Origin of the sequence: Cellulomonas sp. (assembly GCF_035634735.1) — a bacterium.
Classification (GTDB): Bacteria; Actinomycetota; Actinomycetes; order Actinomycetales; family Cellulomonadaceae; genus Cellulomonas.
This window is the reverse complement of record NZ_DASQCJ010000230.1, coordinates 14,224-41,186: the sequence shown is the minus strand read 5'-3', so window position 1 is coordinate 41,186 and position 26,963 is coordinate 14,224. Positions and strand designations below refer to the sequence as shown.

Genomic DNA, 26,963 nt, shown 5'->3' with positions numbered 1-26,963 from the left:
CGACCTGGTCGGGTGACCAAAACATCGCTACGGTGGTGTCGTCCCGCCCAGAACGCCCGCACCCGAGGAGCCCTCATGGTCGTCGTCACCGCCGCCGCACCCGCCCACGTGGAGGAGGCCGTCCGGCTCCTCGCGGCCACCTTCCGGGACGACGCGGTCATGGGGGACGTCGTCGGCGGCCGGCCCTCAGACCGGGAGCGGCGGCTCGCGCACGTGTTCCGGACGATCGTGCGCAAAGGGCTGCGCGACGGGGTGGTCGACCTGGCGCGCGCCGAGGACGACGCGACGATCCTCGGGGTCGCGGTGTGGGACGCGCCCGGGCGGACCCGCACCGGCCTCGTCGACCTGCTGCGGGACGTCCCGTCCTACCTGCGCGCGTTCGGGCTGTCCGGTCTCCGGGAGGCCCTGCGGCTGCAGCGCGCGCTCGACGCCGCGCACCCGCGGGAGCCGCACTGGTTCCTCGCCGCGATCGGCGTGCACGCAGCCGGCCGAGGGCAGGGGGTCGGCTCCGCCCTGATCGCGTCGCGCCTGGCCGCCGTCGACGCGGCCCGGCCCCCGGCGCCGGCGTACCTGGAGGCGTCGACCGACCGCAGCGCCGCGCTCTACGCCCGCCACGGGTTCCGGGCCGCCGGTAGGGTCGGCGGGTTCTCGTCCGCTGCGCCCGTCCCGATGTGGCGGGCCGCGGTCCACGACCGGACGCTCGCGACGCACGCCTGAGGAGGCCGCCGGTGGCACGCACGACCCGGGAGCACCGACCCGCCGCGGAGCGGCGCGAGCAGCTCCTCGACGCCGCGGTCGAGGTCATGCGGGCCGGCGGCGTCGCGGCGGCGACCACCCGGGCGGTGGCCGACCGGGCCGGGCTGCCGCAGGGCGCGTTCCACTACTGCTTCCGGTCCAAGGACGAGCTGTTCGGCGCGCTGCTGGAGCGCGAGCTGGACGCCTCGCTCGGCCGGGCGTGGGCGGCCGTCACCGCGGCGGGCGACCTGGAGTCCGGGATCGCCGGCGCGCTGGGCGCGATCCTCGACCGCGTGCGCTCGGACCCGGAGTACCACCTGCTCACGGCGGAGCTCGTCGACGTCGCCGCCCGCACCCCGGACCTGGCCCACGTCGCGGCGCGGGAGCACGGGGCGTACGTGGAGCAGGCCGAGCGGATGCTGCGCGGGTGGACCGACGCCGGGGGCGTGCCGCTCGCGGTCCCCGCGCGGGCCGTGGCCGAGTCGCTGGTCGCCGCGTCGACGGGCATCACCTCGGCCTGGCTCGCGTCCCGCGACGACGCCGCCGCCGAGGCGACGGTGGCGCTGCTCGCCCGGGGCGTCGCGCTGGCCGCCACCCCGCGCTGACCCGCGCGGCCCGGCCTGCCCCGGCCCGGGCTCAGGCGAGCGCGGCCAGCGCCTTGCGGATGCGCTTCTCGCTGACCGGCACCGGCGTCCCGAGCTGCTGCGCGAACAGGCTGACCCGGAGCTCCTCGAGCAGCCACCGGGCGTCGTCGAGCGCGGCCAGGTCGGCGGGCACGGGCGTCCGGCTCGTCACGCGCGCCCGCGTCTGCCCGAGCAGCTGCTCCAGGTCCCGCACCTGCCAGGCGAGCTGCTCGTCGCGGGCCGGGTTGCCCGCGGCCTTCTCGAGCCGGTAGGCCGCGGCGCGCAGGTAGCGCGCCAGGTGCGGCAGCCGGTCCGCGCCGGTCTCGGACACGAACCCGTCGTGCACCAGGCGGTCGGCCTGCTCCTGGACGTCCCGGACGGTGCCGAGCAGCGCCAGCGACCGCGTGCCGCGGACGGCGCCGTCGAGGTCCCGGGCCGCGGCCAGCACGGCGACCAGGTCCTGCACGACGCGGTGCACCGCGTCCTCGAGCCGGTCCCGGACCGCGGCGCGCGCGGCGGCGTAGGCGTCCGCGGTCCGGACCGCCGTCGCCGGGCGCCCCGCCAGGTGCTCCGTCAGGAGCCGGTCGACGGCCGCGAGCTGCACGTCCGCGACCAGCGCCTCGGTGCTGGGGTACGGGCTGGCCGCGAGGGTGAGCGCCTGGGTGCCGGTCCACCGCGAGGTGATCCGGCCGGCGGCGAGCCCGACGTCGCGGACCAGCAGCCGGCGCAGGCCGCGGCGGTGCCGGACCGCCTGGTCGCCGGCGTCGGCCAGCACCTCGACCCGGACGGTCGCCGACGGCCCGGAGCCGTGCTCGACCAGGGCCGGGTAGCCACGCACGGTGAGGCCGCTCGCGTCCTGCGTCTCGACCCGCTCGGGCAGCGCGCCGCCGGGCAGGTCCGCCGGCCAGGTGTCGAGGTCGGCGCCGTCGAAGCCGGGGAGCGCGGGGGTCGCGGGGCGGGCGCCGGGCCCGGGGACCGCGGCTGAGCCGCCGCGCGCGGGCGCCGGACCCCCGGCGGCACCCCCGTCGTCCGCCCCGCCCGATCGGGCCCGCGCGTCCGCCATCGCGTCCCGCACCGCGGTCCGCACGGCCGTGCTCACCGCGTCCTGGGTCCGCGCCGCGAGCTTCCGCTGCAGCACCGCGAGGTCCTTGCCCTCGTCGAGCACGCGGCCGCGGTCGTCCGACACCCGGAACGTCATCCGCAGGTGCGGCGGCAGCCGGTCGAGGTCGATCGCGCCGTCCGGCACCACGACGTCGCGGAGCGCCCGGACCGCCTGCCGGAAGGCGGTCTCGTAGGACGGCGCGGCGTCGGCGGCGCGCACGGTGTCCTCCCAGGAGGCGGTGTGCGCGTCGAGCCAGCCGACCACGTCGCGGGCGACGTCCGGCGCGGGCACGAGCTGCACCCGGACCGGCTTCGGCAGCGCGCGGATCGTCGCGGTCACCAGCTCCTCGCGGAGCCCCGGCACCATCCAGTCGAAGCCGTCCGGCCGCACCCGGGCCAGCGCCACGAGCGGGACGTGCACCGTGACGCCGTCCGCGTCGGTGCCCGGCTGGAACTGGTAGGTCAGCGGCAGCGCGAGGTCGCCCTGCGGCCAGGTCGACGGGAAGGACGACTCGTCCACGCCGCCGTCGTCGGCGACCAGCAGCTCGCGGGTGAACGTCAGCAGGTCGGGCTCGCGGCGGCGCGCACCCTTCCACCACTGGTCGAAGTGCCGCGCGGACACGACGTCGTCGGGGATCCGCTCGTCGTAGAAGTCGAACAGCGCGTCGTCGTCGACGACCAGGCCGCGGCGCCGGGACCGGGCCTCCAGGTCCTCGGCCTCCTGGAGCAGCCGGCGGTTCTCGGCGAAGAACGCGTGGTGCGTGGTCCAGTCGCCCTCGACGAGCGCGTGCCGGATGAACAGCTCGCGCGCGTGCTCGGCGTCGACCGTGCCGAACAGCACCCGCCGCCCGGTGACGATCGGGACGCCGTAGAGCATGACCCGCTCCAGGGCCATCGCCGCGCCCTGCTTGGACGACCAGGACGGCTCGGAGTAGGACCGCTTCACCAGGTGCGCTGCCAGGTCCTCGGCCCACTCCGGCTGGATGCGGGCGGCGTCGCGGGCCCACAGCCGCGAGGTCTCGACGAGCTCGCCCGCCATCACCCAGGCCGGCGGCTTCTTGGCCAGGCCGGAGCCGGGGAAGATCGCGAACTTCGCGCCGCGGGCGCCGAGGTACTCGTTGCGCCCGCGGCGGTCCGGGGCGCGCCCGCCGTCCCGGCCGCCCTTCCCCCGGGCCGGGGCGCTGCCGCCGGACAGGTCCGACGCCTCCTGCATGCCGATCTGCGACAGCAGGCCGGACAGCAGCGCGACGTGCACCCGGTCGGCGTCCCACTCGAGCCGGTGCGCCCCGCGGCCCTCGGTCGCCGGGTCGCGCTCCTCGGACAGGTCGCGGTCGGTCCGCCGCGGCGGGTTCATGGTGATGCCGAGCGGCTTCGCGAGCTCCTTGAGCTGCGTCACCACGTCCTGCCACTCGCGCAGCCGCAGGTAGTTCAGGTACTCGGACCGGCACAGCCGGCGGAACGCCGAGCCGGACAGGTCGCGCTGCGCGTCGCGCACGTACTGCCAGAGGTTGAGGTACGCCAGGAAGTCGGACGTGGGGTCGGCGAACCGGGCGTGCAGCTGGTCGGCCTGGGCGCGCGTCTCGACCGGCCGCTCGCGCGGGTCCTGGATCGACAGCGCCGCGGCGACGATCATCACCTCGCGCGCCACGCCCCGCCGGCCGCCCTCGACGATCATCCGGGCCAGCCGCGGGTCCATCGGCAGCTGCGCGAGCGCGCGGCCGGTGTCCGTGAGCCGGGTGCCGGCCGCGTCCGTCTCGAGCGCGCCGAGCTCGGTCAGCAGCTGCACGCCGTCGCGCACGGCGCGGGTGTCCGGCGGGTCGACGAACGGGAACGACGCGACGTCGTCCGGCCCGGTCGCGACGCCGACGGCCACCATCTGCAGGATCACGGACGCGAGCGAGGTCCGCAGGATCTCGGGCTCGGTGAACCGGGGTCGGGACGCGAAGTCGTCCTCGGAGTACAGCCGGATCGCGATGCCGTCCGCGACGCGGCCGCAGCGGCCCGAGCGCTGGTTGGCCGACGCCTGCGAGATGGGCTCGATCGGCAGCCGCTGCACCTTGGTGGCCTTGGAGTACCGGGAGATGCGCGCGGTGCCGGGGTCGACGACGTACCGGATGCCCGGCACGGTCAGCGAGGTCTCGGCGACGTTCGTGGCGAGCACGACGCGGCGGGTGCTGTGCTGCTGGAACACACGGTGCTGCTCGGCGGCGGACAGCCGGCCGTACAGCGGCAGCAGCTCGACGGCGTCGGGGCGGCGCTGGTCGGTCACCCGCGGGCCCAGGTGGCCGCGCAGCGCCTCCTCGGCGTCGCGGATCTCCCGCTCGCCGGACAGGAACACCAGGACGTCGCCGGGGCCCTCGCCCGCGAGCTCGTCGACCGCCTCGCAGATCGCCGTCATGAGGTCCCGGTCCTCGGCGGGCGGCGGGGTCTTCGCGCCCTTCGACGCGGCGCCGCGGGAACCCGCGCGCGGGCGGGCGCCGTCGTCGGCGTCGAGGTCGTCCGGGTCGTCGGTCGGGCGGTCGGGCGACAGCGGCCGGTACCGGAGCTCGACGGGGTAGGTGCGGCCGGTGACCTCGACGACCGGCGCGGGGACGCCCTCGGGGTGCTCGGCGTCCGCCGGGCCGGCGAAGTGCGCGGCGAACCGCGCCGAGTCGATCGTCGCCGACGTGATGACGACCTTGAGGTCGGGGCGGCGCGGCAGCAGCTGGGCCAGGTAGCCCAGGATGAAGTCGATGTTGAGCGACCGCTCGTGCGCCTCGTCGATGATCAGCGTGTCGTAGGCGCGCAGCTCCGGGTCGCGCTGGATCTGCGCGAGCAGGATGCCGTCGGTCATGACCTTCACCAGCGTGCGGTCCGACGACTCGTCGGTGAACCGCACCTGGTAGCCGACGAGCTCGCCGATCGTCGTGCCGAGCTCCTCGGCGATCCGCTCCGCGACCGTGCGCGCGGCGATCCGGCGGGGCTGGGTGTGGCCGATCTGGCCGTCCCGTCCGCGGCCGAGCTCCAGGGCGATCTTGGGCAGCTGCGTGGTCTTCCCGGACCCGGTCTCGCCGGCGACGATGACGACCTGGTGGTCGCGGATCGCCGCGGCGATCTCCTGGCGCCGCGCCGAGACGGGGAGCTGCTCGGGGTAGACGACGGGCGGGAGCACGACGGCGCGGCGCGCGTCGGCGAGGGCCGCGAGGCGGCGGGCGCGGGACTCGCGGCCCCGGGACTCGCGGCCGCGGCGGGGGTCCGCGGTGCGGCGGGGGTCCTGGCCGCGACGGCGGTCGGCGTCGGGGCGGGCGTCCGCGCGGGCGCCGTCCGGGGCGTCGGGGCGCTGCTCGGGGTCGCGCCGGTCCGTCGCACGGCCCTCGCCCGCGGGGCGCCGGCCGCGGCCGCCGCGTCGCCGCCGCGGGCGACCGGGAGCGGCGTCGCCGCCGTCGCCGCTCGCGGGGACGGGTGCGGGGGCGGGGGCGGGGCTGGTGGGGTCGGCGGCTGTCATCGGCGGTCCATTGTCACCGCACGGGGGCGGGGGACGCGATCTCGATTCGCGCAGGGCGATCACGGGGTGCCGGCGAACCGGCCACGCGCGGTGCGGGCGCTGTGGGACGGTGGCCCGGTGACGGAGCCCGGACCCGACGACCCCACGCCGCCGGACGCCGCGGAACCGCCCGGGCGCCGCCGCGGCCGGGTCGTCTCGGTCGCCCGGGAGACCGCGATCGTCCTGGGCTCGGCGATCCTGCTGTCCTGGCTGCTCAAGACGTTCGTGGTGCAGGCTTTCGTCATCCCCTCGTCGTCGATGCGCGACACCCTGCTCGAGTGCGACCGGGTGCTGGTGAGCCGGCTGGTGCCCGCGCCGTTCGACGTGCACCGGGGCGACGTCGTGGTGTTCGCCGACCCGGGTGGCTGGCTGACGCCGGAGGAGGCGCCGCGGGCGTCGGCGGTGCAGCGCGCGCTCGCCACGGTCGGCCTGGCCCCGGAGCAGTCGACGGGCCACCTCATCAAGCGGGTGATCGGGCTGCCGGGCGACCGGGTGGCGGCGGCGGGCGACGGGTCGCCGGTGACGGTCAACGGCGTGCCCGTCGACGAGGCGGCGTACCTCGCCGCCGGCGTCGGGCCGAGCGACATCCCGTTCGACGTGACGGTGCCGGACGGCGCGCTGTGGGTCCTGGGAGACAACCGGTCGGGCTCGCGCGACTCGCGGTGGCACCAGGGCGACCCGGGCGGCGGTGCGGTCCCGCTGGCCGACGTCGTGGGGACGGCGTTCGCGGTCCCGTGGCCGTTCGACCGCGCGGCGGTGCTGCGCAACCCGGGTGACGTCTTCGCGGACGTCCCGGCCCCGTCCTGACGCTCGCGCCCGGACCCCGGACGCCGAGATAGGGCCCCCGGGCCGAGATAGGACCGTCGACGGTCCTGTCTCGCGCGGGAGGCCCTATCTCGGCGGTGCGGCGGCCGTGCGCGGCCCGGCGGCTCAGCGCACGATCGCGTCCGAGATCGCCAGGGTGCCGCGGAGCCGGATGTCGTCCGACGCCGCACCGACCAGGACCGGGATCGTGCCGGTCGGGGTGCGCCACGCGTCGAGGTCGACGTCCCAGTAGGACAGCGACTCCGGGCTGAGCGTCACGGTGACGGTCTGCGTCTGCCCGGGCGCGAGCGTGGCGGTGCCGAACCCGGCCAGGGAGATCGGCGCGCTGCTGACCCGGCGGGTCGGCAGGTTCCCGACGTAGACCTGGACGGTCTCGGTGCCGGCGACCGCGCCGGTGTTGGTGACGTCGACCGTGGCCTGCAGCTGCGAGCCGCCGTCGGCGCCGGGGACGACCGCGGTGCGCAGGTTCGCGTACCGGTAGGTCGTGTAGGACAGGCCGTGCCCGAAGGCGTACTGCGGGGTGATCCCGTTCTCGGCGTACCCGCGGTAGCCGACGAAGATGCCCTCGCTGAACTGCTGGTCGAGCCCGTCGCCCGGGTACTGCGCCGGGTCGCTGACCGGCGTGGACGCCTCGTCGACCGGGATGGTGACCGGCAGCCGGCCGGACGGGTTGGCGTCGCCGTAGAGCAGCGCGGCGATCGCGGCGCCCTGCTCCTGCCCGCCGAACCAGTTGTGCAGCACGGCGCCGACGCCGCCGTCCCAGTCCGACGTCTGCACGACGCCGCCGACCTCGAGCACGACGATCGTGCGCGGGTTGGCCGCGGCGACCTGCCGGATGAGCTCGGCCTGGCCGTTCGGCAGGTCGAGGCTCGGCTTGTCGCCGCCCTCGGTCGCGTAGTCGCGGACGACCACGACGGCCGCCTGCGCGGACCGGGCCGCGTCGGCCGCGGCCTGGGCGCTCGGCGGGACGACGGGCTCCGGCGGGGTCCAGCCGAGCCGCAGCTGGGCGCCCTGGTCCGTGCCCGGCTCGGGCACACCGGTGTACTCGACGCGCAGCGCGTGCTCGGACCCGGCGGCCAGGTCGACCGAGGCGGTGCTGACCACCGGCTCGTCGGACGGGCTCGTCGTGAGCACCGGCGCGTCGTCGAGGAAGACGGTCGCGGTGCTGTTGGTGGTGAGCGCGAGCTCGTAGCTGCCCGCGACCGGGGCGGTCAGCGTGCCCGTCCACCGGATCGACGAGGTGTGCTCATTGGTCTGCGCCGGGAAGTGCGGCGACTGCGAGTTGAGCCCTTCGAACAGGTAGAACCCGCCGTTGATGCCCACGTACGGCTCGGTGCGGTCGACCGCCGGGTCGCCGGACAGGTCGGACGAGTCGAAGTACTCGACCCGCACGCCCGCGCCGTCGCCGAGCGCCGAGGACAGGAAGTCGGACGGGATCGGGTCCGGCCCGGGCAGCAGCGACGCCGAGGTGACGGGGTCGTTGCCGGCGGTGTGCGTGACGGTGACACCGGCGCCGGCCCGCGCCTGGATGCCCTGCAGCGGGCTGACGGTCCGGGTGGGGTTGACCAGCGAGGACCCACCGCCCTGCACGACGACGTCGGCGTCCGCGCCGGACACGGCGACCGAGCCGACGTCCGCGCCGAGGGGGAGCGTGCCCCCGGCGTTCTTCAGCAGCACCGACGCCCGCTCGGACACGGACCGGGAGAACGCGGAGTTGGCGTCCTCGGGCAGGGGGGCGATGGTCGGCGGGTTGTCGAAGAGCCCCAGCGCCACCATCGGCCGCAGGATGCGGAGCACGGCGTCGTTGATCCGGGACGTGGGGACCTGACCGGCGCGGACGGCGTCGAGCAGCGGGCCGCAGAAGTTGCAGTCGCCGGGGCCGACCTCGGGCGTGAAGTTGCCCGGCATCTCCTGGTCCAGCCCGGACAGCACGGACTGCACCGTGTTCGGGGTGGCGCCGTAGTCGCTCATCACCCAGCCCTGGAAGCCGAGCTGCTGCTTGAGGATCTGGTTGAGCAGCTCGTCGTTCGCGCAGGCGGGCGTGCCGTTCACCGCGTTGAACGAGCACATCGCGGACCCGGCGCGGCCGGTCTCCTGCCCGATCTGGAACGGCCGGGTGTAGATCTCCTGCAGGGCCCGCTCGTCGACGACGGCGTTGCCGCCGGTCAGCCGGTTCTGCTCCTGCGTGTACACGTTGTAGTGCTTGAGGTCGGCGATCACCGGGTTCGACTGGATGCCGCGGATCTCGGCGGCGCCCATCGTCCCGGACAGCAGCGGGTCCTCGCCGAAGGCCTCGAACGCGCGGCCGCCCTGCGGCACGCGGGCGATGTCGAACGCCGGCGCGAGCAGCACGTTGTGCCCGGTCCGGTGCGCCTCGTCGCCCGCGAGCCGGCCGTACTCCTGCGCGAGGGCGCCGTCCCAGGTCGCGGCCAGCGCGATCGGCGACGGCAGCTGCGTGGACCGCTTGCCGTTGACGTCCGGGTTGGCGATCCGCACGCCCGCCGGGCCGTCCGCCATGGTGAGCGCCGGGATGCCGAGCCGGTCGATCGGCCGGTTGTAGAAGCCGAAGAAGTTGTTCAGCTCCCCGTGCATCAGGTCGACCTTCTCGTCGAGGGTCATCTGCCGGAGGATCGAGCGCGCCCGGGCGGTGTCGTCCGGCGACTCGTCCCACCAGAAGTCCGACGGGAACGACTGCGCCTCCTGCAGGGCCTCGGTCACCGCGGTCTCCACCGCGGGGTCGTCGTCGGGAGAGGCCGCCGCGGCGGCTCCGACCGGGACAGTCAGCGCCAGTGCCGCGAGGACCGCGGGCACGCTGGCGCGCCGGGTACGTGGGTGCATCGTCGAACCCCCTGGATCGCGGGTCGCCCGTGCCTTCTCGCGGGCGGTCGCCTCGTCGGGCCAGTACGTCACCCGTTCGGGTGAGGGTCAAGGAGCGGGTGCCGCGGGCAACCGGGCGCGGCGGGGGCGCCCGCGGGCGCGGCGGGCGACTGACCACCGGGGTCGCCCGGCCCGCCGCGCGGGGCGCGCGGGCGAGGTCGGCGGGGCGCCTGCCGGACCCGTCCGCTTGTCGGACGGATCCGCGTCAGCAGGTGGACCGAGGGCCGCCGGCGTCGCCACCCGGGCCGGGTCGGGACGCGGGCTGACCTGCGCCGCGACGCGCGCGCCGGGCTCCGGTGCGGCCGGCCCGGTCTTCCCGGCGACCCCGCTGACCTGGGCGCCCGCGCGCCCGTGTCGGACCCGGCTCGTAGGGTGGCGGGCATGACGAGCGAGCAGGACCGGGGCGCGGCCACCGAGGGCGAGCGGCGCGCCGCGCAGGCCCTCGCGGACGCCGGCATCGCGCACGAGATCGTCCGGCACGGCCCGGTCCGGTCGCTCGCGGAGGCCGCCGCGGCGCGCGGCATCGACCCGTCCGGCATCGTCAAGACGCTGGTCGTGCGGCGCGGCGACGACGACTACCTGTTCGTGCTCGTGCCCGGCGACCGCACGATCTCCTGGCCGAAGCTCCGGGCGCTGCTCGGCGTGAGCCGGATGTCCATGCCCGACGCCGCGACGGCCAAGGAGGTCACCGGCTACGAGCGGGGCACCATCACGCCGTTCGGTTCGCTGCGCGCCTGGCCCGTGGTGGCCGACGAGCGGGTGCCGGGCCGGCCCGCGTCGATCGGCGGCGGCGGCCACGGCGTCGGCGCACGGGTCGACGGGGACGACCTCGTACGGGCGCTGGACGCGACCGTGGCGGACGTGACGGAGCCGATGCCGGACGGTGCGGCCTGACCGCCCGACGGCGGTGATCCCGACCGGACGGTCAAGGTCCGGTCAAGACCGTCCCCGCGAGCGGGGAACGAAGCAGCCGGTGGGTGCGTTGTCCCGGACGGAGCACGCGCTGGTCGCGGCGGCCGGGGACCGGTGCCCGCGCGCTCGGCATGCGCTCCCGACCCCGGGGGGCCATGATCGGGCGGCCCCACGCAGACTTGGAGAAGACGAGGACATGAACCTGACCGAGGATCCCGCCCCCGTCGGGGGGATCGACGTGACCGCCGCGCACGGGCGCACGGTGGTCCGGCTGTGGGGCGAGGTCGACGGCGCGCTGCGGGCGGAGGCCAGCACCTCCATGGCCCAGGCGCTGGCCAGCACGGCGCCGGTCGTGGTCGACGCGACGGACGTGACGTTCATCGACTCGTCCGGCCTCGCGTTCGTGCTGCAGCTCAACCTGGCCGCCGGGGAGACCGCGCAGGGCCTGACGCTGCGGGACCCGCACCGGCAGGTGCTGGAGAAGCTCGACATGCTCGGCATGGCGGGGGAGTTCGCCCTCGAGCCCGACCCCGCGCCGGAGTGCGCGATCGCCTGACGACCGCCGGGCGGACCGGCCGGGGACGCCCCCCGGCCCGCCACGCCCGTCGTCCACAGGCGACGCCCGCGGTGCGCGGGGATGTCGGTGGTGGCGGCTAGTTTCGACGCATGCGGCTCCTGCACACCTCCGACTGGCACCTGGGCCGCACCCTGCACGGCGTGGACCTGACGGCGCACCAGCAGGCGTTCCTCGACCACCTCGTGGACGTGGTCCGCGAGGAGCGGGTCGACGCGGTGCTCGTGGCGGGCGACGTGTACGACCGCGCCATCCCGCCGGTCGAGTCCGTGGCGCAGCTGTCCGACGCCCTGCGCCGGCTGTCCGAGCACGCGGCGGTCGTCGTGACGCCGGGCAACCACGACTCCGCGATCCGGCTGGGCTTCGGTGCGGACCTCATGCGGGACCGGGTGCGGGTGCTCGCGCGGGTGGCCGACCTGACCCGGCCGGTGGTGCTGCCCGGGGACGGGCACGACGTGCTGGTCTACGGCCTGCCGTACCTCGACCCGGACGCCGCCCGGCACGCCCTGGCCGCACCCGGTGCCGAGGGCCCGCTGCCGCGCTCGCACGCCGCCGTGCTGGGCGCCGCGATGGACCGGGTGCGCGCCGACCTGGCCGGGCGCGCCGCGGCGGCCGGCGCCGCGGGTCGGGTGGCGCCGCGCTCGGTGGTCCTCGCGCACGCGTTCGTCGTCGGCGGCGCCGCGAGCGAGTCCGAGCGGGACATCCGGGTGGGCGGGGTCGACCACGCCCCGGCCTCGGTGTTCGACGGCGTCGACTACGTGGCGCTCGGCCACCTGCACGGCCCGCAGCGGGTCGGCGACGGCGCCGGGCCGACCGTGCTGCGGTACTCGGGGTCGCCGCTCGCGTACTCGTTCTCCGAGGCCCGGCACGCCAAGTCGTCGGTGCTGGTCGACCTCGGCCCGTCCGGCGCCCCGGAGGTCCGGCTGGTGCCCGCTCCCGTGCCGCGCCGGCTCACCGACCTGACCGGGCCGCTCGACGACCTGCTCGGCGCCGCGGGCGAGGCCCACCTCGACGACTGGGTCCGGGTGACCGTCACGGACGCGCACCGGCCCGCCGACCTCTACCGCCGCGTCCGGGCCCGGTTCCCGCACGCGCTCGTGGTGCAGCACCAGCCGCCGGCCCGGGCGGCGGGCGCGCGGGTCGCCGAGGTGACCGCCGCGCGCGACCCGCTGGAGGTGGCCGCCGAGTTCGTGCAGCACGTCAGCGGGGCGCGACCCACCGAGGCGGAGGCCGCGGTGCTGCGCCGCGCCTACGAGCAGGTCGTCGGCGCGGAGCGGAGCGCCTGATGCGGCTGCACACCCTCACCCTCCAGGCGGTCGGCCCGTTCGCCGGCCGGCACACCGTCGACTTCGCCGCGCTGTCCGCGGGTGGCCTGTTCCTGCTGGAGGGCCCCACCGGCGCGGGCAAGTCGACGGTCATCGACGCCGTGGTGTTCGCGCTGTACGGCAAGGTCGCGTCGGCGTCCGCGAGCGAGGACCGGCTGCGGTCGGCCTTCGCCGCGGACGACGTGGAGACGGTCGTCGACCTGGTGTTCGAGACCGGGTCCGGCGTGTACCGGGTGCGGCGCACCCCGGCGTACGAGCGCGCCAAGAAGCGCGGGACGGGCCGGGCCAAGCAGCAGGCCACCGTGAAGCTGTGGCGGCTCACCGCGGCGCCCGAGGGCGCACCGGACGCGGGCGCGGGCGCGGCCGCGGGCCTCGACGCCGGCGACCCGCCCGGCGAGCTGCTGTCCACCCGCCTGGACGAGGCCGGCGCCGAGCTGACCCGCGTCGTCGGCCTGGACCGCGCCCAGTTCGTGCAGACCATGGTGCTGCCCCAGGGCGAGTTCGCCGCGTTCCTGCGCGCCGACCCGGAGCAGCGCCGCGGCCTGCTGCAGCGCATCTTCGGCACCGAGGTCTACGAGCGGGTGCAGCAGCGGCTCGACGAGCTGCGCCGTGAGGCGCAGCGGGCGGTGACCGAGGCCCGGACCGAGGTGCAGGAGTGCACCGCGCGGTTCGCCGGCGCGGCCGCCGCGGACGAGGACGGCGTCGCCGCCCTCCGCGCGGCCGCCGCCGAGGACGTCGCGGCGCTGGACCCGCTGGTCGCGGGCCGGCTGGCCGCGCTCCGGGCGCACGAGGACGCCGCCCGCGCGGCCGCCGACGCCGCGGCGCGACGGGTCGCGGACGCCCGCGCCGCGTCCGACGGCGCCGGCGCCCGGCTCCGGCTGGTCCGGCGCCGCGCGGCGCTGGAGGAGGAGCGGGCGCGGCTGGCCGAGGCGGCCGAGCAGCACGCCGCCGACGTCGCGCGGGTGGACCGCGCCCGCCGCGCCGCGGTCGCGCGGCCGGTGCTCCGCGGGCTGGACGACGCCCGCGGCGCGCTCGCCGGCGCGGACAAGGAGCTGCGCGCGGCCCTCGACGCCGCCCCGGTGGGGCTCGCCCCCGCGGACCCCGAGGCCGCGCTCGCCGACGCCGGCCTGCCAGCCGCGCTCGCCGGGGTGCGGGAGGCCAGCGCCGCGCTGGTCGCCACCCTGACCCGCGTCGTCGGGCTCGAGCGCACGCTGCCCCAGCGCGCCCGCGACCGGGACCGGCTCCGCGAGGTGCAGGCCGTGCGGACCCGCACGATGGCGGAGGCCGACGACCTGCTCGCGGTGCGCCCGGAGGGCCGGGCCGCGCTCGTGGCCGACCTGGACGCGGCCGCCGCGCTCGCCGCCACCGCGCCGACCCGCGCCCGGGACCTGGCGGACGCCGAGGCCGTCGCCGCGGCCGTGCGGGACCTGGCGGCGGCCGAGGCCGAGCTCGCGACCGCCACGGACGCGCGCGCCGCCGCCGCCCGGGCCGCCGTCGCGGCGGTCGAGGAGGAGTCCCGGCTGCGTCGGGCCCGCCTCGCCGGGTTCGCGGGGGAGCTCGCCGCCGGCCTGGCGCCGGGGGAGCCGTGCCCCGTCTGCGGGGGCACCGAGCACCCGCACCCCGCCCCGGCCGGCGACGAGCCGGTCGCCGAGGAGGACGTCGCGGCCGCCGAGGACGCGCGCCGCGCCGCGGAGGAGGCCGTGCGCGCCGCGGAGGCCCGCGTGGTGGGCCGGACGGAGCGGTGCGCGGCGCTGCGCGAGCGCACCGGCGGGCTCCGGGCCGACCAGGGCGGGATCGCCGCGGAGGCCGTGGCCGGTGCCCGCGCCGCGCTGGCCGCCGCGCGCGACGCCGAGGCCGCGCACGAGCGGCTGCGCGCCGACGTCGCCGAGCACGACCGCGTCACCGACGACCTGCGGCTCACCCGCGCCGCGCTCGGCGAGGAGCACGTCGCCGCCGGGCACGCCCTGGCCCGGGTCGAGGACGAGCTCGCGCGGGACGCGGCGGAGGTCGAGGCCGCGCGCGACGGGCACCCGACCGTGCTCGCCCGGCAGGGCGCCGAGCAGGCCCGGGTCGACGCGGCGGACGGCCTGCTCGCGGCGCTGGACCGGCGGGCCGCCGCCGCCCGCGCCGCGGCCGACCGGGCCGCCGAGGTGGCCCGCGTGCTCGCCGAGCAGGACCTCGGGGACGAGGTGGCGGCGCGCGCCGCGATCGCCGAGGCGGCCGACGTCGCCGCGGCCGAGCGGGCCGTGGAGGCCCACCGTGCCGCCGTGGCCCGGGTGGAGCAGGGCCTCCGGGACCCGGAGCTCGCCGACCTGGCCGCCGGGGACCCGCGCGCCCTCGCCGCCGAGGTCGCGGAGCTCGAGCAGGCGCTCGCCGACGCCGTGGGCGCGGCCGACGCCGCGGGGGCCCTCCTGGGGTCCGTCCGGGACCGCGCGGCGCGCGCCGCGGACGCCGCGCGGCACGTCACGGAGTCGGCTGCCGCGCTCGCCGCGGCCGAGCAGCGGGCCGCCCCGGTGTCCCGGATGGCCCGGCTCGCCGGGGGCGCGGACGCCGACAACGCCCGCGCGCTGTCGCTGGCGACCTACGTGCTGGTGCGCCGGTTCGAGGACGTGGTCGCTGCCGCGAACGACCGGCTGCGCGAGATGTCCGACGGCCGGTACGAGCTGGAGCGCAGCGACGAGCGCGAGGACGTGCGCACCCGCCGCACGGGACTGGCGATGCGGGTCGTCGACCACACGACCGGGGCGGCGCGCGACCCGCGCACGCTCTCGGGGGGCGAGACGTTCTACGTGTCGCTGTGCCTCGCGCTCGGCATGGCCGACGTCGTCACGGCGGAGGCGGGCGGCGTCGAGCTCGGCACGCTGTTCATCGACGAGGGCTTCGGCACGCTCGACCCGCACACCCTCGACGCCGTGCTGGGGGAGCTGGGGAAGCTCCGCGCGGGCGGCCGGGTCGTCGGGGTGGTGTCGCACGTCGAGGCGCTCAAGCAGGCGGTGGCCGAGCGGATCGAGGTGCGCCGGCGGACCGACGGGTCGAGCACGCTCACGGTCGTCGCGGGCTGACGCGGCGACTCACCACGTCCAGCCGCGCGACGCCAGCTCGACCTCCTCGCGCATCCGCTCCCACGGGTCGCCCTTCGCCCGCGGCAGCACCTCGACGCCCGCGAGCCGGCAGGCCTCGGCGAGCAGCGCGTCGTAGGCGAGCTGGCTCGCGATGATCCGCTCGGCCCGCGCCCAGGCGTGCGTGTCCTCCTCGAGCCGCCGCAGGTGGTCGGCGACGATCCCCAGCCGGACCTGCACGTGCAGCGCGTCGAACGGGTCGGGCGGCGGCGGGGCGCCGTGCCGGCCGTGCCGCACCCGGGTGGCGACCCGGTCCAGCACCCCGGCGACCCGCGCCCGACGCCGCTCGCGCGCAGCGCGCCGCCGCGGTGACGACTCCGTCCCCGGGATCAGCCTGAGCACGACGGAGAACGTCAGCGCCGGGAGCACGAGCCACAGCACCAGCCACCACGCCATCGGAGCACCTCGACCTCCAGCGTAGGCCGCGGGTGTGACCCGCGCCACAGTCGAGCCGGGGTCGGGACCTCCGTCCTCGGGGGCGGGATCAGGGGCGGACCAGGGTGCTCCCGGATGTGTGCGTGCGAGCGGGGCGCGGGACGATCCACAGGTTGGCAGGGGAGCGACCACGACCAGGGATGGGGATCATGTCCACGAACGACGGCACGCCGATCGCGAGCGCGCGCGGTCTGGTGAAGACGTACGGCACGGGTGAGGCGGCGGTGCGGGCGCTCGACGGCGTCGACGTCGACTTCGCGCGCGGTGAGCTCACCGCGATCATGGGCCCGTCCGGGTCCGGCAAGTCGACGCTCATGCACTGCATGGCCGGCCTGGACCGCGGGGACGCGGGCTCCGTGGTGGTGGACGGCCTCGAGGTCAGCGCCATGAACGAGCGGAAGCTGACCCGGCTGCGCCGCGACCACCTCGGCTTCGTGTTCCAGGCGTTCAACCTGGTCCCGACCCTGACGGCGCTGGAGAACATCACGCTGCCGCTGGACATCGCGCGGCGCCCGGTGGACCGCGCGCACCTGGACGCCGTGGTGCAGGCGGTCGGCCTGGCGGACCGGCTCGGGCACAAGCCGACGGAGCTGTCCGGCGGCCAGCAGCAGCGCGTGGCCTGCGCGCGCGCCCTGGTGTCCCGGCCCTCGGTGGTGTTCGCGGACGAGCCCACCGGCAACCTCGACTCGACCTCCTCGGGCGAGGTGCTGGGCTTCCTGCGCCGCTCCGTGGACGAGCTCGGCCAGTCGGTGGTCATGGTCACCCACGACCCGACCGCGGCGTCCTACGCGCACCGGGTGCTGTTCCTCGCGGACGGCCGCCTGGTCGGCGAGCTCACCGACCCGACCCCGGACTCGGTGCTCGCCGCGCTCGCCGCGCTCCGCCCGGCCGCCGCCGCGGGCACGGCCCCGGCCGGCGCCCCGGTCGCCGTCGCGGCCGCCGACGGGCCGCGCTGATGCTCCGGGTGGCGCTGCGCGGCATCCGCGCGCACCTCGTCCGGTTCCTGCTCTCCCTGCTCGCGGTCGCCCTGGGCGTCGCGTTCGTCGCGGGCACGTTCTCGCTCCGCACCATGATGTCGAGCACCTTCGACGGCATCGTCGACGCCGGCACCCCCGGCGACGCCTACGTCCGCGCCGAGCCCGCCGAGGGCGAGTCGGTGGTCGGGGGCACCACGGGCGGCCCGTCCGTCCCGCAGGCCCTCGCGGACGAGATCGCCGCCCTGGACGGGGTCGCGCACGCGATCCCCGAGGCGCAGGGCTCGATCGTCCTGGTCGGGGCGGACGGCACCGCCGTGCAGAGCACCCAGGCCCCCAGCCTGGTGTTCTCCTACCTGCCGGACGACCCGTCGCTCGACGTCGTGGAGGGCCGCGGCCCGGAGCGCGCCGGCGAGATCGCGCTGGAGACGGCGACGCTCGCGTCGTCGGGTCTCGAGGTCGGCGACACGACGCAGGTGGTGCTCGGCGGGCAGCTGTCGGACGCCGAGGTCGTGGGCCGGTTCGACATGGGCGCGCCCATGGCCGGCGCGACGCTCGTGGTGATCGACCCCGGCACCGGCTACGCCCTGTTCGCGCCGGACGGGAAGGTCGCGGACATCGCGGTCTACGCGGAGGACGGCACCACGCCGGCCGAGCTGGTCGACGCGATCGCCCCGCTCGTCCCGGGCGACCTGCAGGTGGTCACCGGCGCCGAGCTGCGGGACGAGAACAAGGACGCCATCGGCGAGATGCTCGGCTTCGTCACGACGTTCCTGCTGGTGTTCGCGGCGATCGCGCTCTTCGTCGGCGCGTTCATCATCTCCAACACGTTCGCCATGTCGGTCCGGCAGCGGATGCGCGAGTTCGCGCTGCTCCGGGCGGTCGGCGCGTCGCCGGCGCAGGTGTTCACCTCGATCCTGGTCCAGGCGGCCGTCGTCGGCCTGATCGGGTCCGCCCTCGGCATCGCCGGCGGGCTCGGGCTGGTGCAGGGGCTGAAGTCGGTGTTCGAGGCGATGGGCATGGACCTGGCCGGGGACATCCCGGTCGACGGCGCCACGATCGGCGTCTCGCTGGTCGTGGGCACCGTGGTCAGCGTCCTGGCCGCCGCCGTGCCCGCCCGTCGCGCCGCCCTGGTGCCGCCGGTCGAGGCGATGCGCGACGACGTCGCGGTCCCCGAGCGGTCGATCCGCGTGCGCGCGGTCCTGGGCGTGCTCCTCACCGGCCTGGGCGTCGCCGGGGTGCTCGCGGCGGTGCTGAACACCGGCGAGGACACGATGGACGCGGCGCTCGGCGCGGGCGCCGCCGCCGTCCTGGTCGGCGTGCTCATGCTGGCGCCGAGCCTCGCGCGGTCGGTCGTCGGGGCGCTGGCGTGGCCGTTCGTGCGGCTGCTCCGGCCCGTCGGCCGGCTGGCCCGCGGCAACGTGGTCCGCAACCCGCGCCGCACCGCCAACACGGCCGGCGCGCTGATGATCGGCATGGCGCTGGTCGGCGGCGTGTCCGTGATCGCCACGTCCGCGCAGGCCTCGGTCGCCGGGGTCGTGGAGTCGCAGCTGCACGCCGACCTGGTGCTGCAGTCCGCCACGTTCGACATCCCGAAGGGCGCGATCGCCGACGTCGACGCGCTGCCGGAGGTCGGCGGCACCGCCGCGTTCGCCGCCGCGCCGCTCGAGGTGCGGTCCGGCGGGGAGAGCGCCGGGACCGTGTACGTCGCCGGCGTCCGGGACGACATGTTCGACCGCACGATCGAGGCGGAGACGATCGACGGCGACCTGGCGTCGCTCGCCGACGGCGAGGCGGTCGTCCAGGAGGCCAAGGCCGAGGACGAGGGCTGGGCCGTCGGGGACACCCTGCGGATCGCCGGCGCCACCGGCCCGCGGGACGTCACGGTCGGGGCGGTGTTCAGCACCAACGTGATCGGCGCCCCGGTGGTCGTCGGCACGGACGTGCTCGACGCGCTGGTGCCGCCGGAGCAGCAGCTGGTCGACACCCTGGCGGTCGACGCCGCCGCGGGTGTCGGGGTCGGCGAGCTGAAGGACGCCGTCGCCGCCGCGGTCGCGCCCTACGTGGTGGTCTCGGTGCTCACCCAGGAGGAGTTCGTCTCGAACATCGCGGACCAGGTGAACCAGGTGCTGGTCATCCTGTACGCGCTGCTCGGCCTCTCGGTCGTGATCGCGGTGCTCGGCATCGTGAACACGCTCGCGCTGTCCGTCATCGAGCGCACCCGGGAGATCGGGCTGCTCCGGGCGGTCGGCCTGGGCCGGCTCCAGCTCGCGGGCACCGTGACCGTCGAGTCCGTGCTCACCGCGGTGTTCGGCACCGTCGTCGGCCTGGTCGTCGGGGTGGCCCTCGCGTCCGCGCTGCCGTCGGTGTACGCCGACGACGGCCTGTCCGAGCTGGTCATCCCCTGGGGGAACCTGGCGGGCATGCTCGGGCTGGCCGTCGTCGTCGGGGTGCTGGCCGCGCTGTGGCCCGCCACCCGGGCGGCCCGGATGCGGGTGCTGGACGCCGTCAGCTACGAGTGAGGACCCACCCGTCCGGGCCGGCGAGGTCGTCGGCCCGGGCGGGGCCCCACGAGCCCGGCTCGTACGGCTCCGGGTCCGGGCGGTCCGGGCCGAGCAGCGGCGCGAACGCCCGCCACGCCGCCCGCAGGCCGCGCGGCGTCGTGAACAGGGTCCGGTCGCCGACCAGCACGTCGTGCAGCAGGGAGGCGTACGGCGCCAGCGGGTCGCCGGGCTCGACGTCGTCCAGCCCGAGCGACGCGGTGCCGGTGGCGAGCCGCAGGTCGGGCCCCGGCTGCTTCACCGTCGTCGTGATGTCGATCGCGCCGTCGCCGGCCAGGGACAGGCTGATCCGGCCGGGACCGACCGGCTCGCCGAACAGCTCGTCCGGCGTCTTCAGCACCAGCGTGACGCGCTGCGCCGAGACCGCCATCCGCTTGCCCGTGCGGAGCAGGAACGGCACGCCCCGCCAGCGGTCGTTGTCCACCCAGAGGCGGGCGGCGACGAACGTGTCCGTCTCCGAGTCGTCGGCGATCCCGTCGAGGTCCCGGTAGCCGGTGAACTGCCCGAGGACGACCTCGGCCGGGTCGAGCGGCCGGAAGCACTCGATCACCGACTCGCGCGCCGTGGCCAGGTGGTCCGCGTCGAGGGCGGTGGGCGGCTCCATCGCGACCTCGGCCGCGAGCTGGAACAGGTGCGTGACCAGCATGTCCAGGGCGGCGCCGGTCTCGTCGTAGAAGTCCGCCCGGTCGGCGACGTCCAGGGTCTCGGGCACGTCGACCTCGACCTGCGCGACGTGCTCGCGGCTCCACGCGCCGCCGAACAGCTCGTTGCCGAACCGGAGGACGTGCAGGTTCTGGGTCGCCTCCTTGCCGAGGAAGTGGTCGATCCGGAACACCTGCTCCTCGTCGAGCACCTCGTGCACCAGCGCGTCGAGCTCCTCGAACGACTCCGGCGACGTGCCGTACGGCTTCTCGTAGACGACGCGGGCACCCTCGGCCAGGCCGTGGGCGCGCAGGCCGCGGGTGGTCGGGGCGAACGCCGACGGCGGCACGGCCAGGTAGTGGACGACGGTCACGTCGCCCTCGTCGCCGCCGCCCGCGAGGTCGCGCCGCGCGTCCCGGACCGCGTCGACCAGCTCGCCGGGCTCGTCCTCCGTGAAGGTGACCGCGTAGGACACGTGGCCGTCCAGGGCGTCGGCGTGCCCGGGCTCGCCGTGCTCCTCGAGGGAGGAGCGGACCAGGTCGGCCAGCTCGTCGTCCCCGATCGGCTTCCGCCCGGTGCCGATGAGCGCCCAGCGCTCCGGCAGCAGCCCGCGCGTGGCGAGCTGCGCCAGGCCGGGGTAGACCATGCGCTCCGCGAGGTCGCCGCGGGCGCCGTGCAGCACGAACAGCACCGGCTGCTCGACCGGCGTGGTGGGTGCCATGCCGCCGCCCCTCAGAGCGCGGGCGGGTCGGTGCGCTCCGGGTGCCGGACCGGCGGTTCGTGCCGGCCCTCCCGCTTCTGCTGCTCCAGGTAGTCGCGCGCCTTCGCGGTCGCCTGGTCGACCTTGCGGTCCGTGGAGTCCGAGGTGCGCGACTTCACCGCCTCGGCGGCCTTGTCGATCGCCCCGGCGATCTTGTCCTCGTTGCCCGCGACGGCCTTCTTGGCCTTGTCGACGAAGTCCCCGATGCCCATGTCCGCTCCCGTCGTGGCGCAGGTGGATGCCGGCATCGAGTCAACGTCGGGCCCCGGACGCCCGCAACCGGGGAGTCCGGGGCCCGACGTCGCGGGTCAGAGCGCGTAGGCCGCCAGGAAGCCGGCGTTGATGGCCTCGCCGACCTTGGCCGGCTGCACGCAGTCGCCCACCGGCACCACGTCCGCGCGGCCGGCCAGCGCCTCGGGCAGCGCGGTGTTCGGGCGGACGCCGAACGCCGACAGCACCGTGTCCGCGTCGACGTGGACCTGCTCGCCGTCGGGGCCGGTCGCCGACAGGCCCTTCTCGTCGACCGCCGTGACCGTGTGGCCGGTCAGGATCCGCACGCCCGCCTCGGCCAGCTGCCGGAGCAGGGTGATGCGGTTGATGACGATCATGTCCTTGGCGATCTCGGACGCCATCTCGACGATCGTCACCTCGTGGCCCGCCTGCGCGAGCTCCAGGGCCGAGTCCGCGCCCGACAGGCCGCCGCCGGCCACGACCACCCGCTGCCCGACCGGGGTCCCGAGGTGGAAGTCGAGCACCTCGACCACGTTCGGGCCGTCGATGCCGGGGATCGACCGCGGCACGATCGGCAGCGAGCCGGTCGCGACGATGATCTGGTCCGCGCCCTCGAGCTCGGGGGAGTCGGCCGTGATCTCCGTGCCGAGGTGCACCGTGACGGGCAGGTCGGCGAGCTGCCGCTCCCACCAGCCGACCATCCCGCGGAGCTCCTTCTTGAACCCCGGCGTCGCGGCGGGCCACAGCACCCCGCCCAGGTTGCTGCCCTTCTCGTACAGGTCGACGCGGTGGCCGCGCAGGCCCGCCACCCGCGCCGCCTCCAGCCCGCCGGGGCCGCCGCCCACGACGACGACGTGCTTCGGCCGCGGCGCGATGGTGAGCACCCGCTCGCGCTCGAACCCGACCTGCGGGTTGACCGCGCAGCCGAGGGCCTCGGCGAAGAACGCGTGGCCGACGCACATGGCGTTGCACCGGATGCAGGGGCGCACGTCGCCACGACGGCCCTCGCGGAGCTTGTTCGCCCACTCGGGGTCGGCGATCAGGCCGCGTCCGATGCCGGCGAAGTCGGCCTCGCCCGCGGCGATCACGGCCTCGGCGTTCTCCGGGGTCAGGTTGCCCACCGCCATCACGGGGATGGACAGGACCTCCTTCATCGCCTTCGCGGCCGGCGCCATGCACGCGTCGCCCAGGTAGTACGGCGGGAACACGTAGTCCATCGCCTCGTACGAGCCGTCGTCGGCGATCAGCAGGTCCAGGCCGGCGGCCTCGAGCACCACGGCGATCTTCCGCGACTCCTCGACCGTGCGACCGCCCGGGAACCGGTGGTCGACGGACAGCCGGAACGACACGGGCAGGCCGGGCGCCGCCTCCTTCACGGCCCGGATGATCTCGACGGCGAACCGGCACCGGTTCTCGGTGGAGCCGCCGTACTCGTCGGTCCGGCGGTTCCACACCGGGCTCATGAACTGGTCGACCAGGTAGCCGGTGTGCCCGTGGATGTCGAGGGCGTCGATCCCGGCCCGCGCGGCGCGGGCGGCGGCCTCGGCGTGCCGGCGGACGATCACCCGGATCTCGTCGGTCTCCAGCGGCCGGCACAGCACCTCGGGGTGCGCGTAGTGCGGGTTGTCGGACGCCGAGATCGGCAGCCGCTCCGGGTCGACGTTGTTGATGTTCCGGCCGAGGCCGGCCGTCAGCTGGAGCGAGATCCGCCCGCCGACCGCGTGGACCGACTCCGCCAGCGCGGTGAGGCCGGGCAGCGCGGCGTCGGTGTCGACCCGGCACAGGCCCGGGTTGATGACCTCGTAGTCCTGGGACACGGCGGAGATGCCGGTCATGACCAGGCCGGTGCCGCCCTTGGCGCGCTCCGTGTAGTACGCGATCTCGCGCTCGGTGATCAGGCCCTCGTGCGTGCCCATCTCGGTGCCCATGGGGGCGAGGGCGACGCGGTTGGGCAGGTCGAGCGAGCCGATGCGGCCCGGTTGCAGGACGTGGTCGAAGGTGGCGGTCATGTCGGGTCCTCCTGGGGCGAGAGCGGCGCGGCTGGGGGATGGCGCCGGGATTCCTGACGGATCAGCGAGACCTCTCGATCGTCGGATACCGACCGGGCGGTCAGCAGGGTCGTTCGTCCCGATCCGGGCGGATCTGCGCTGGTGGACGGGCGGGACCACCCGGATGCGTCGGCGGGGTGAAGGTCCTGCGCCTGGCCCGGTCCGGGCCCCGCGGGGCGGCCGTCGGCCCGTACCCTCGGGGCGTGACCCGCACCCGCACCCCCCGCCGCCGCGTCGGATGCGTCGTCGGCCTCACCGCCGCCGTCCTCGTCCTCGTCGGCGGCACCCTGCTCGCCGACCGCGTGACCCACTCGCTCGCCCAGGACGTGGCCGCGGACGCGGTGCGCTCCCAGCTCGGCGCGGTCGACCCCCGGGTCGACATCACCGGGTTCCCGTTCCTGACCCAGCTCGCCCGGGGCACGCTCGACGACGTGCACCTGACCGCGTCGGGGGCGACGCTCCGCGGGCTCGACGTCACCGACCTCGACGTCGTCGCCACCGGGGTGGCGGTGCAGGAGCCGCGCGGCGCCGAGCACGTGGTCGCGACCGCGACCGTGCCGACCGCGGCGCTGGAGACCCTGCTCCGCGAGCGCACCGGCTGGGACCTGGCGCTCGCGGTCGACGGCGAGTCCCTGGTGGCCACCGGCGCCGTGGCCGGCGTCCCGGTCGGCGTCTCGCTGACCCTCGCGCCCGCCGGCGCGGACGGCCTCGTCGCGACCATCACCAGCGCGTCGCTCGGCGGGTTCACCATCGACGCCGGGCTGCTGCCCGACGGCCTGGCGTCCCGGATCGCCGAGGTCGACGTCACCGACCAGCTGCCCGCCGGCGCCGAGGTGACCGGTGCCGTCGTCGGCCCGGACGGCCTGCACCTGACGGTCGAGCTGGCCGACGTGACCCTCGACAGCCTGTGAGCGGGTTCCTCGACACCCTGCGCACCCTGCCCGGGGAGATCTGGGACCGCGCCACCACCGTGCAGCCCGCCCCGGGGCAGGCCGTGCTGCTCGGCACGCTCGCGGCCGCGCTGCTCTGCCTCGCGGTCCCGGCGCTGTGGCACGTGTCCCGCCACCTCCTGACGATCGTGCACGAGGCGGCGCACGGCCTGGTCGCCGTGCTGTCCGGGCGCCGGCTGTCCGGCATCCGGGTGCACTCGGACACCTCGGGCCTCACGGTCTCCGTCGGGAAACCCCGCGGGCCGGGCATGGTGGCGACCGCGTTCGCCGGCTACGTCGGGCCGGCGGTGCTCGGGCTCGGGGCGGCGTGGCTGCTCGGGCGCGGGTACGCCGTGGGGCTGCTGTGGGCGCTCCTCGTCGTGCTGGTGGGAGTGCTGGTGCAGATCCGGAACTGGTACGGGCTGTGGGCCGTGCTGGTGACCGGGGTCGTGCTGGTCGGGGTGTCCTGGTGGGGGACCGCGGCGGTGCAGGTCGCGGTCGCGTACGCGGTCACCTGGTTCCTGCTCCTCGGGGCGCCGCGGGCGGTGCTCGAGATGCAGTCGCAGCGGCGGCGGGCGCGCGGCCGGGGGACGTCCGACGCGGACCTCCTGGCCCGGCTGACCCCGGTGCCGGGCGGGGTGTGGGTGGCGGTGCTGCTGCTGGTGTGCGTCGGGGCGCTGGCGCTGGGCGGGTCGTGGATCCTGGAGCGGCCGCTGCTCTGAGCGGGCGCGGGTCGCGCGGCAGCGGCGCGGTCACCCGCGCCAGCACGCCGCAGGGGGATACGCACCAGGTCGCGCGGGTGGAGTCGACGTGGGACCCGGGCACGTGGCGCCCGACCGTCGGCCCGGCAGTTCCGCCTGTCTACGCGCTCACTGCTCGACTGCCGCGCCGTGAGAGCCACACGGCCGACAGCGCGACGCTGGCGATCAGACCGGCGACGGAGATGAGTGCCGCGGGCCAGACGATGGCTCCTGCAGTTCCGGAGTCCTGACCCGCATCGCTGCGATCGAAAGCGATCGAGAACGAGACGGCGTACGCGATCACCGCCGCCACCGTCGTCGTCGCTGCGACGAGGAACAGCCTCTTCGAACGAGATTCGGTCATCGTTGCCCCCTATCGCCTGCGAACGTAGACGATGCCGCCGTGCACGCGCTCCGGTTCGCGCGAGACCTTCACATCCGCGGCAGCGGCACCCGGGGCTGCGCCTTCGACACGCGTAGCGCCGCACCAGGGCCGAGGCCGGCGCTCGCCGGCGCCTTGCCGGGGCGTGCCGGCCCGGCCGCGTCGATCGGCTCGGGGGTGCCCGGCGTCAGCCCGCGACCGCGCAGCCGTCGAGCTGGCGGCCCATCGCGTCGTGCTCCGCCTGCGTCACCCACAGGCCGTACGCCGCCTTTACCCGGACCTGCCGCACGACGTACGCGCACCGGTACCCCGTGCTCGGCGGCAGCCAGGTCGCCGCGTCGCCGTCGCCCTTCGCGCCGTTGGTGGGGCCGTCGACCGCGAGCAGGTTGGCCGGATCGTTGGCGAACTGCCTCCGGGTCTCCGCGTCCCACTGCTGCGCGCCCTTCTGCCACGCGTCCGACAGCGCGACGACGTGGTCGATCTGCACGGCGGCGCTGCTCGGGCCGCGCTCGAACGCGATCACCTCGTCGGTGTACGGGTCCGCCAGGGTGCCGGTGAGCACCACGCAGTCGTGCGTGCCGGCCTCGAACGTCACGTCGGTGAGGTCGCGGGCCAGGACGTCGTTCCGGGTGTCGCAGCCGTTGCGGTCGACGTCTGCCCACGCGGGGCCGAACTGGTCGCGGTCGTAGCCGGTCTTCGGGGCGCGGCCCTTGACCGCGAGCCCGGCGAGCTCGGTGCGGGCGCGGTCGAGGTCGGCGGCGGTGACCGGGAACCGGGCCGACTCGCGGGCCTCGGACCACACCGGCAGCCCGGCGCCGAGGGCCACCGCGACGACCAGCACCAGCCACGCCCACCCCAGCCGACCGCCCCGGGCGCGGCCCCTCGGCTTCCGGGCCGGCGGGCGGCCTCGGGGGGAGGAGGCGAGCGGCGTGCGGGCGGCGCGGGTGGTGCGGGTGGTGCTGGTCACCGCGGAACGGTCGCACACGGGACCGACACGACACCTCCTCCCCACCCGGACCGGCGCGCCGCCCCGCGACCGCGCGGGCGCCCTAGCGTCGGTGCGGGAGGTGGCGCGGTGCGGACGAGGCGTGACCAGGGCGGACGCCCGTGGGTGGCGACCGGGGTGGCCGGCGCGCTCGTGGTGGCGGCGGGGCTCGCGACGGCGCGGTACGGCTCCGGGGCGGCCGCCGACGCCCTGGGAGACGCCCTGTACGCGGCGCTGGTCACGCTGTTGGTCGGGCCCGCCCTGCCCCGGTGGTCCGCCCCGGCGCGGGCCGGGCTCGCGCTCGGTCTGTGCTGGGCGGTCGAGCTCGCCCAGCTCACCGGGGTGCCCGCCGCCGCTGCCGACGCGTGGCCGCCGCTGCGGTACCTCCTGGGCACCACGTTCGTCGCGACCGACCTGCTCTGGTACGCGGTGGGGGTGCTGCTCGCCGTGTGCGGCACGACGCTCGCCTCCCGGGTCGGCGGCGCCCGGCGCACCGCGGTCACCCCAGGCTGACGCGGGCGAGCCCAGCGGCGCGGCCGGGTCGGGGCCGGTCTGGGGACGACGCACAGGCCGCGGCCCTGTGGTCGTCCCGGTGCGCCCGCGGCATCATGGCGACCACGCCGGCAGCCCGCGCCGCAGCCCAGCGGGCGACACCGAGGAGG

At 76.6% G+C, this 26,963-nt stretch carries 20 protein-coding genes; 12 read left to right on the top strand and 8 right to left on the bottom strand.

Translation table 11 applies throughout. The features are described from left to right. The first annotated feature begins 75 nt into the window (after positions 1 to 75). Complete coding sequence (locus tag VER05_RS18590; RefSeq protein ID WP_324846794.1) at positions 76 to 717, top strand: GNAT family N-acetyltransferase; 642 nt, start codon at positions 76 to 78, stop codon at positions 715 to 717. An 11-nt stretch (positions 718 to 728) separates the two neighbouring features. Then, positions 729 to 1,340, top strand: coding sequence for a TetR/AcrR family transcriptional regulator (locus VER05_RS18585; RefSeq protein ID WP_324846793.1), 612 nt, complete (start codon positions 729 to 731; stop codon positions 1,338 to 1,340). Positions 1,341 to 1,371: 31 nt separating this feature from the next. Here the strand turns inward: VER05_RS18585 and hrpA are convergent, their stop codons facing one another. Then, a complete protein-coding gene (gene hrpA, locus VER05_RS18580; RefSeq protein WP_324846792.1) occupies positions 1,372 to 5,943 on the bottom strand; it encodes an ATP-dependent RNA helicase HrpA in 4,572 nt (1,523 codons plus the stop codon). Between the two features lie 117 nt (positions 5,944 to 6,060). Here hrpA and lepB point away from each other — a divergent pair, with 117 nt between their 5' ends. Beyond that, positions 6,061 to 6,789, top strand: coding sequence for a signal peptidase I (gene lepB, locus VER05_RS18575; RefSeq protein ID WP_324846791.1), 729 nt, complete (start codon positions 6,061 to 6,063; stop codon positions 6,787 to 6,789). 123 nt (positions 6,790 to 6,912) lie between these two features. Here lepB and VER05_RS18570 read toward each other — a convergent pair whose 3' ends face one another. Next, a complete protein-coding gene (locus tag VER05_RS18570; RefSeq protein WP_324846790.1) occupies positions 6,913 to 9,525 on the bottom strand; it encodes a glycoside hydrolase family 3 protein in 2,613 nt (870 codons plus the stop codon). 540 nt (positions 9,526 to 10,065) lie between these two features. Here VER05_RS18570 and VER05_RS18565 point away from each other — a divergent pair. The 4 genes from VER05_RS18565 to VER05_RS18550 all read left to right on the top strand — a co-directional run bounded on the left by VER05_RS18565 (position 10,066) and on the right by VER05_RS18550 (position 15,557). After that, the gene (locus tag VER05_RS18565; RefSeq protein ID WP_324846789.1) at positions 10,066 to 10,578 is read left to right on the top strand and encodes a YbaK/EbsC family protein; all 513 of its coding nucleotides are present in this window, start codon (positions 10,066 to 10,068) and stop codon (positions 10,576 to 10,578) included. A 214-nt stretch (positions 10,579 to 10,792) separates the two neighbouring features. After that, positions 10,793 to 11,152 (top strand): STAS domain-containing protein, encoded by a 360-nt coding sequence (locus VER05_RS18560; protein WP_324846788.1) that lies wholly within the window; start codon positions 10,793 to 10,795, stop codon positions 11,150 to 11,152. A 110-nt stretch (positions 11,153 to 11,262) separates the two neighbouring features. Continuing rightward, on the top strand, positions 11,263 to 12,456 hold the full coding sequence (locus VER05_RS18555) for an exonuclease SbcCD subunit D (protein WP_324846787.1): 1,194 nt from the start codon (positions 11,263 to 11,265) through the stop codon (positions 12,454 to 12,456). Continuing rightward, positions 12,456 to 15,557 (top strand): AAA family ATPase, encoded by a 3,102-nt coding sequence (locus tag VER05_RS18550; RefSeq protein WP_324846786.1) that lies wholly within the window; start codon positions 12,456 to 12,458, stop codon positions 15,555 to 15,557. The genes VER05_RS18555 and VER05_RS18550 overlap by 1 nt, the downstream gene beginning before the upstream one ends. A 9-nt stretch (positions 15,558 to 15,566) precedes the next feature. Here the strand turns inward: VER05_RS18550 and VER05_RS18545 are convergent, their stop codons facing one another. Beyond that, complete coding sequence (locus VER05_RS18545; RefSeq protein ID WP_324846785.1) at positions 15,567 to 16,010, bottom strand: hypothetical protein; 444 nt, start codon at positions 16,008 to 16,010, stop codon at positions 15,567 to 15,569. A 188-nt stretch (positions 16,011 to 16,198) separates the two neighbouring features. On the opposite strand from VER05_RS18545, the gene VER05_RS18540 reads away from it, so the two are divergent. Next, the gene (locus VER05_RS18540) at positions 16,199 to 17,005 is read left to right on the top strand and encodes an ABC transporter ATP-binding protein (RefSeq protein WP_324846784.1); all 807 of its coding nucleotides are present in this window, start codon (positions 16,199 to 16,201) and stop codon (positions 17,003 to 17,005) included. Beyond that, a complete protein-coding gene (locus VER05_RS18535; protein ID WP_324846783.1) occupies positions 17,005 to 19,545 on the top strand; it encodes an ABC transporter permease in 2,541 nt (846 codons plus the stop codon). The genes VER05_RS18540 and VER05_RS18535 overlap by 1 nt, the downstream gene beginning before the upstream one ends. On the opposite strand, the gene VER05_RS18530 is transcribed toward VER05_RS18535, so the two are convergent. The 3 genes from VER05_RS18530 to VER05_RS18520 are packed head-to-tail and all read right to left on the bottom strand — an operon-like array spanning position 19,532 to position 23,226. Further along, positions 19,532 to 20,947, bottom strand: a complete 1,416-nt coding sequence (locus tag VER05_RS18530) for a glucose-6-phosphate dehydrogenase (protein WP_324846782.1) — start codon at positions 20,945 to 20,947, stop codon at positions 19,532 to 19,534. The two genes, VER05_RS18535 and VER05_RS18530, sit on opposite strands and share 14 nt — an antisense overlap. 11 nt (positions 20,948 to 20,958) lie before the next feature. After that, entirely contained in the window at positions 20,959 to 21,234 is a 276-nt protein-coding gene (locus tag VER05_RS18525) for an antitoxin (protein ID WP_324846781.1), read from the bottom strand. Between the two features lie 60 nt (positions 21,235 to 21,294). Further along, positions 21,295 to 23,226, bottom strand: coding sequence for an FAD-dependent oxidoreductase (locus VER05_RS18520; RefSeq protein ID WP_324846780.1), 1,932 nt, complete (start codon positions 23,224 to 23,226; stop codon positions 21,295 to 21,297). A gap of 242 nt (positions 23,227 to 23,468) precedes the next feature. On the opposite strand from VER05_RS18520, the gene VER05_RS18515 reads away from it, so the two are divergent. Continuing rightward, positions 23,469 to 24,176 carry a DUF2993 domain-containing protein gene (locus VER05_RS18515; RefSeq protein WP_324846779.1) on the top strand — a complete coding sequence of 236 codons (708 nt, stop codon included), beginning with the start codon at positions 23,469 to 23,471 and terminating at the stop codon, positions 24,174 to 24,176. Then, positions 24,173 to 24,916, top strand: coding sequence for a M50 family metallopeptidase (locus VER05_RS18510; protein WP_324846778.1), 744 nt, complete (start codon positions 24,173 to 24,175; stop codon positions 24,914 to 24,916). The genes VER05_RS18515 and VER05_RS18510 overlap by 4 nt, the downstream gene beginning before the upstream one ends. 139 nt (positions 24,917 to 25,055) lie before the next feature. Here the strand turns inward: VER05_RS18510 and VER05_RS18505 are convergent, their stop codons facing one another. Together VER05_RS18505 and VER05_RS18500 are read right to left on the bottom strand one after the other, a co-directional pair. Next, on the bottom strand, positions 25,056 to 25,298 hold the full coding sequence (locus tag VER05_RS18505; protein WP_324846777.1) for a hypothetical protein: 243 nt from the start codon (positions 25,296 to 25,298) through the stop codon (positions 25,056 to 25,058). A 205-nt stretch (positions 25,299 to 25,503) separates the two neighbouring features. Beyond that, the gene (locus VER05_RS18500; RefSeq protein ID WP_324846776.1) at positions 25,504 to 26,283 is read right to left on the bottom strand and encodes an HNH endonuclease family protein; all 780 of its coding nucleotides are present in this window, start codon (positions 26,281 to 26,283) and stop codon (positions 25,504 to 25,506) included. Between the two features lie 108 nt (positions 26,284 to 26,391). Here VER05_RS18500 and VER05_RS18495 point away from each other — a divergent pair, with 108 nt between their 5' ends. Further along, complete coding sequence (locus VER05_RS18495; protein WP_324846775.1) at positions 26,392 to 26,814, top strand: DUF2809 domain-containing protein; 423 nt, start codon at positions 26,392 to 26,394, stop codon at positions 26,812 to 26,814. Positions 26,815 to 26,963: the final 149 nt, after the last annotated feature.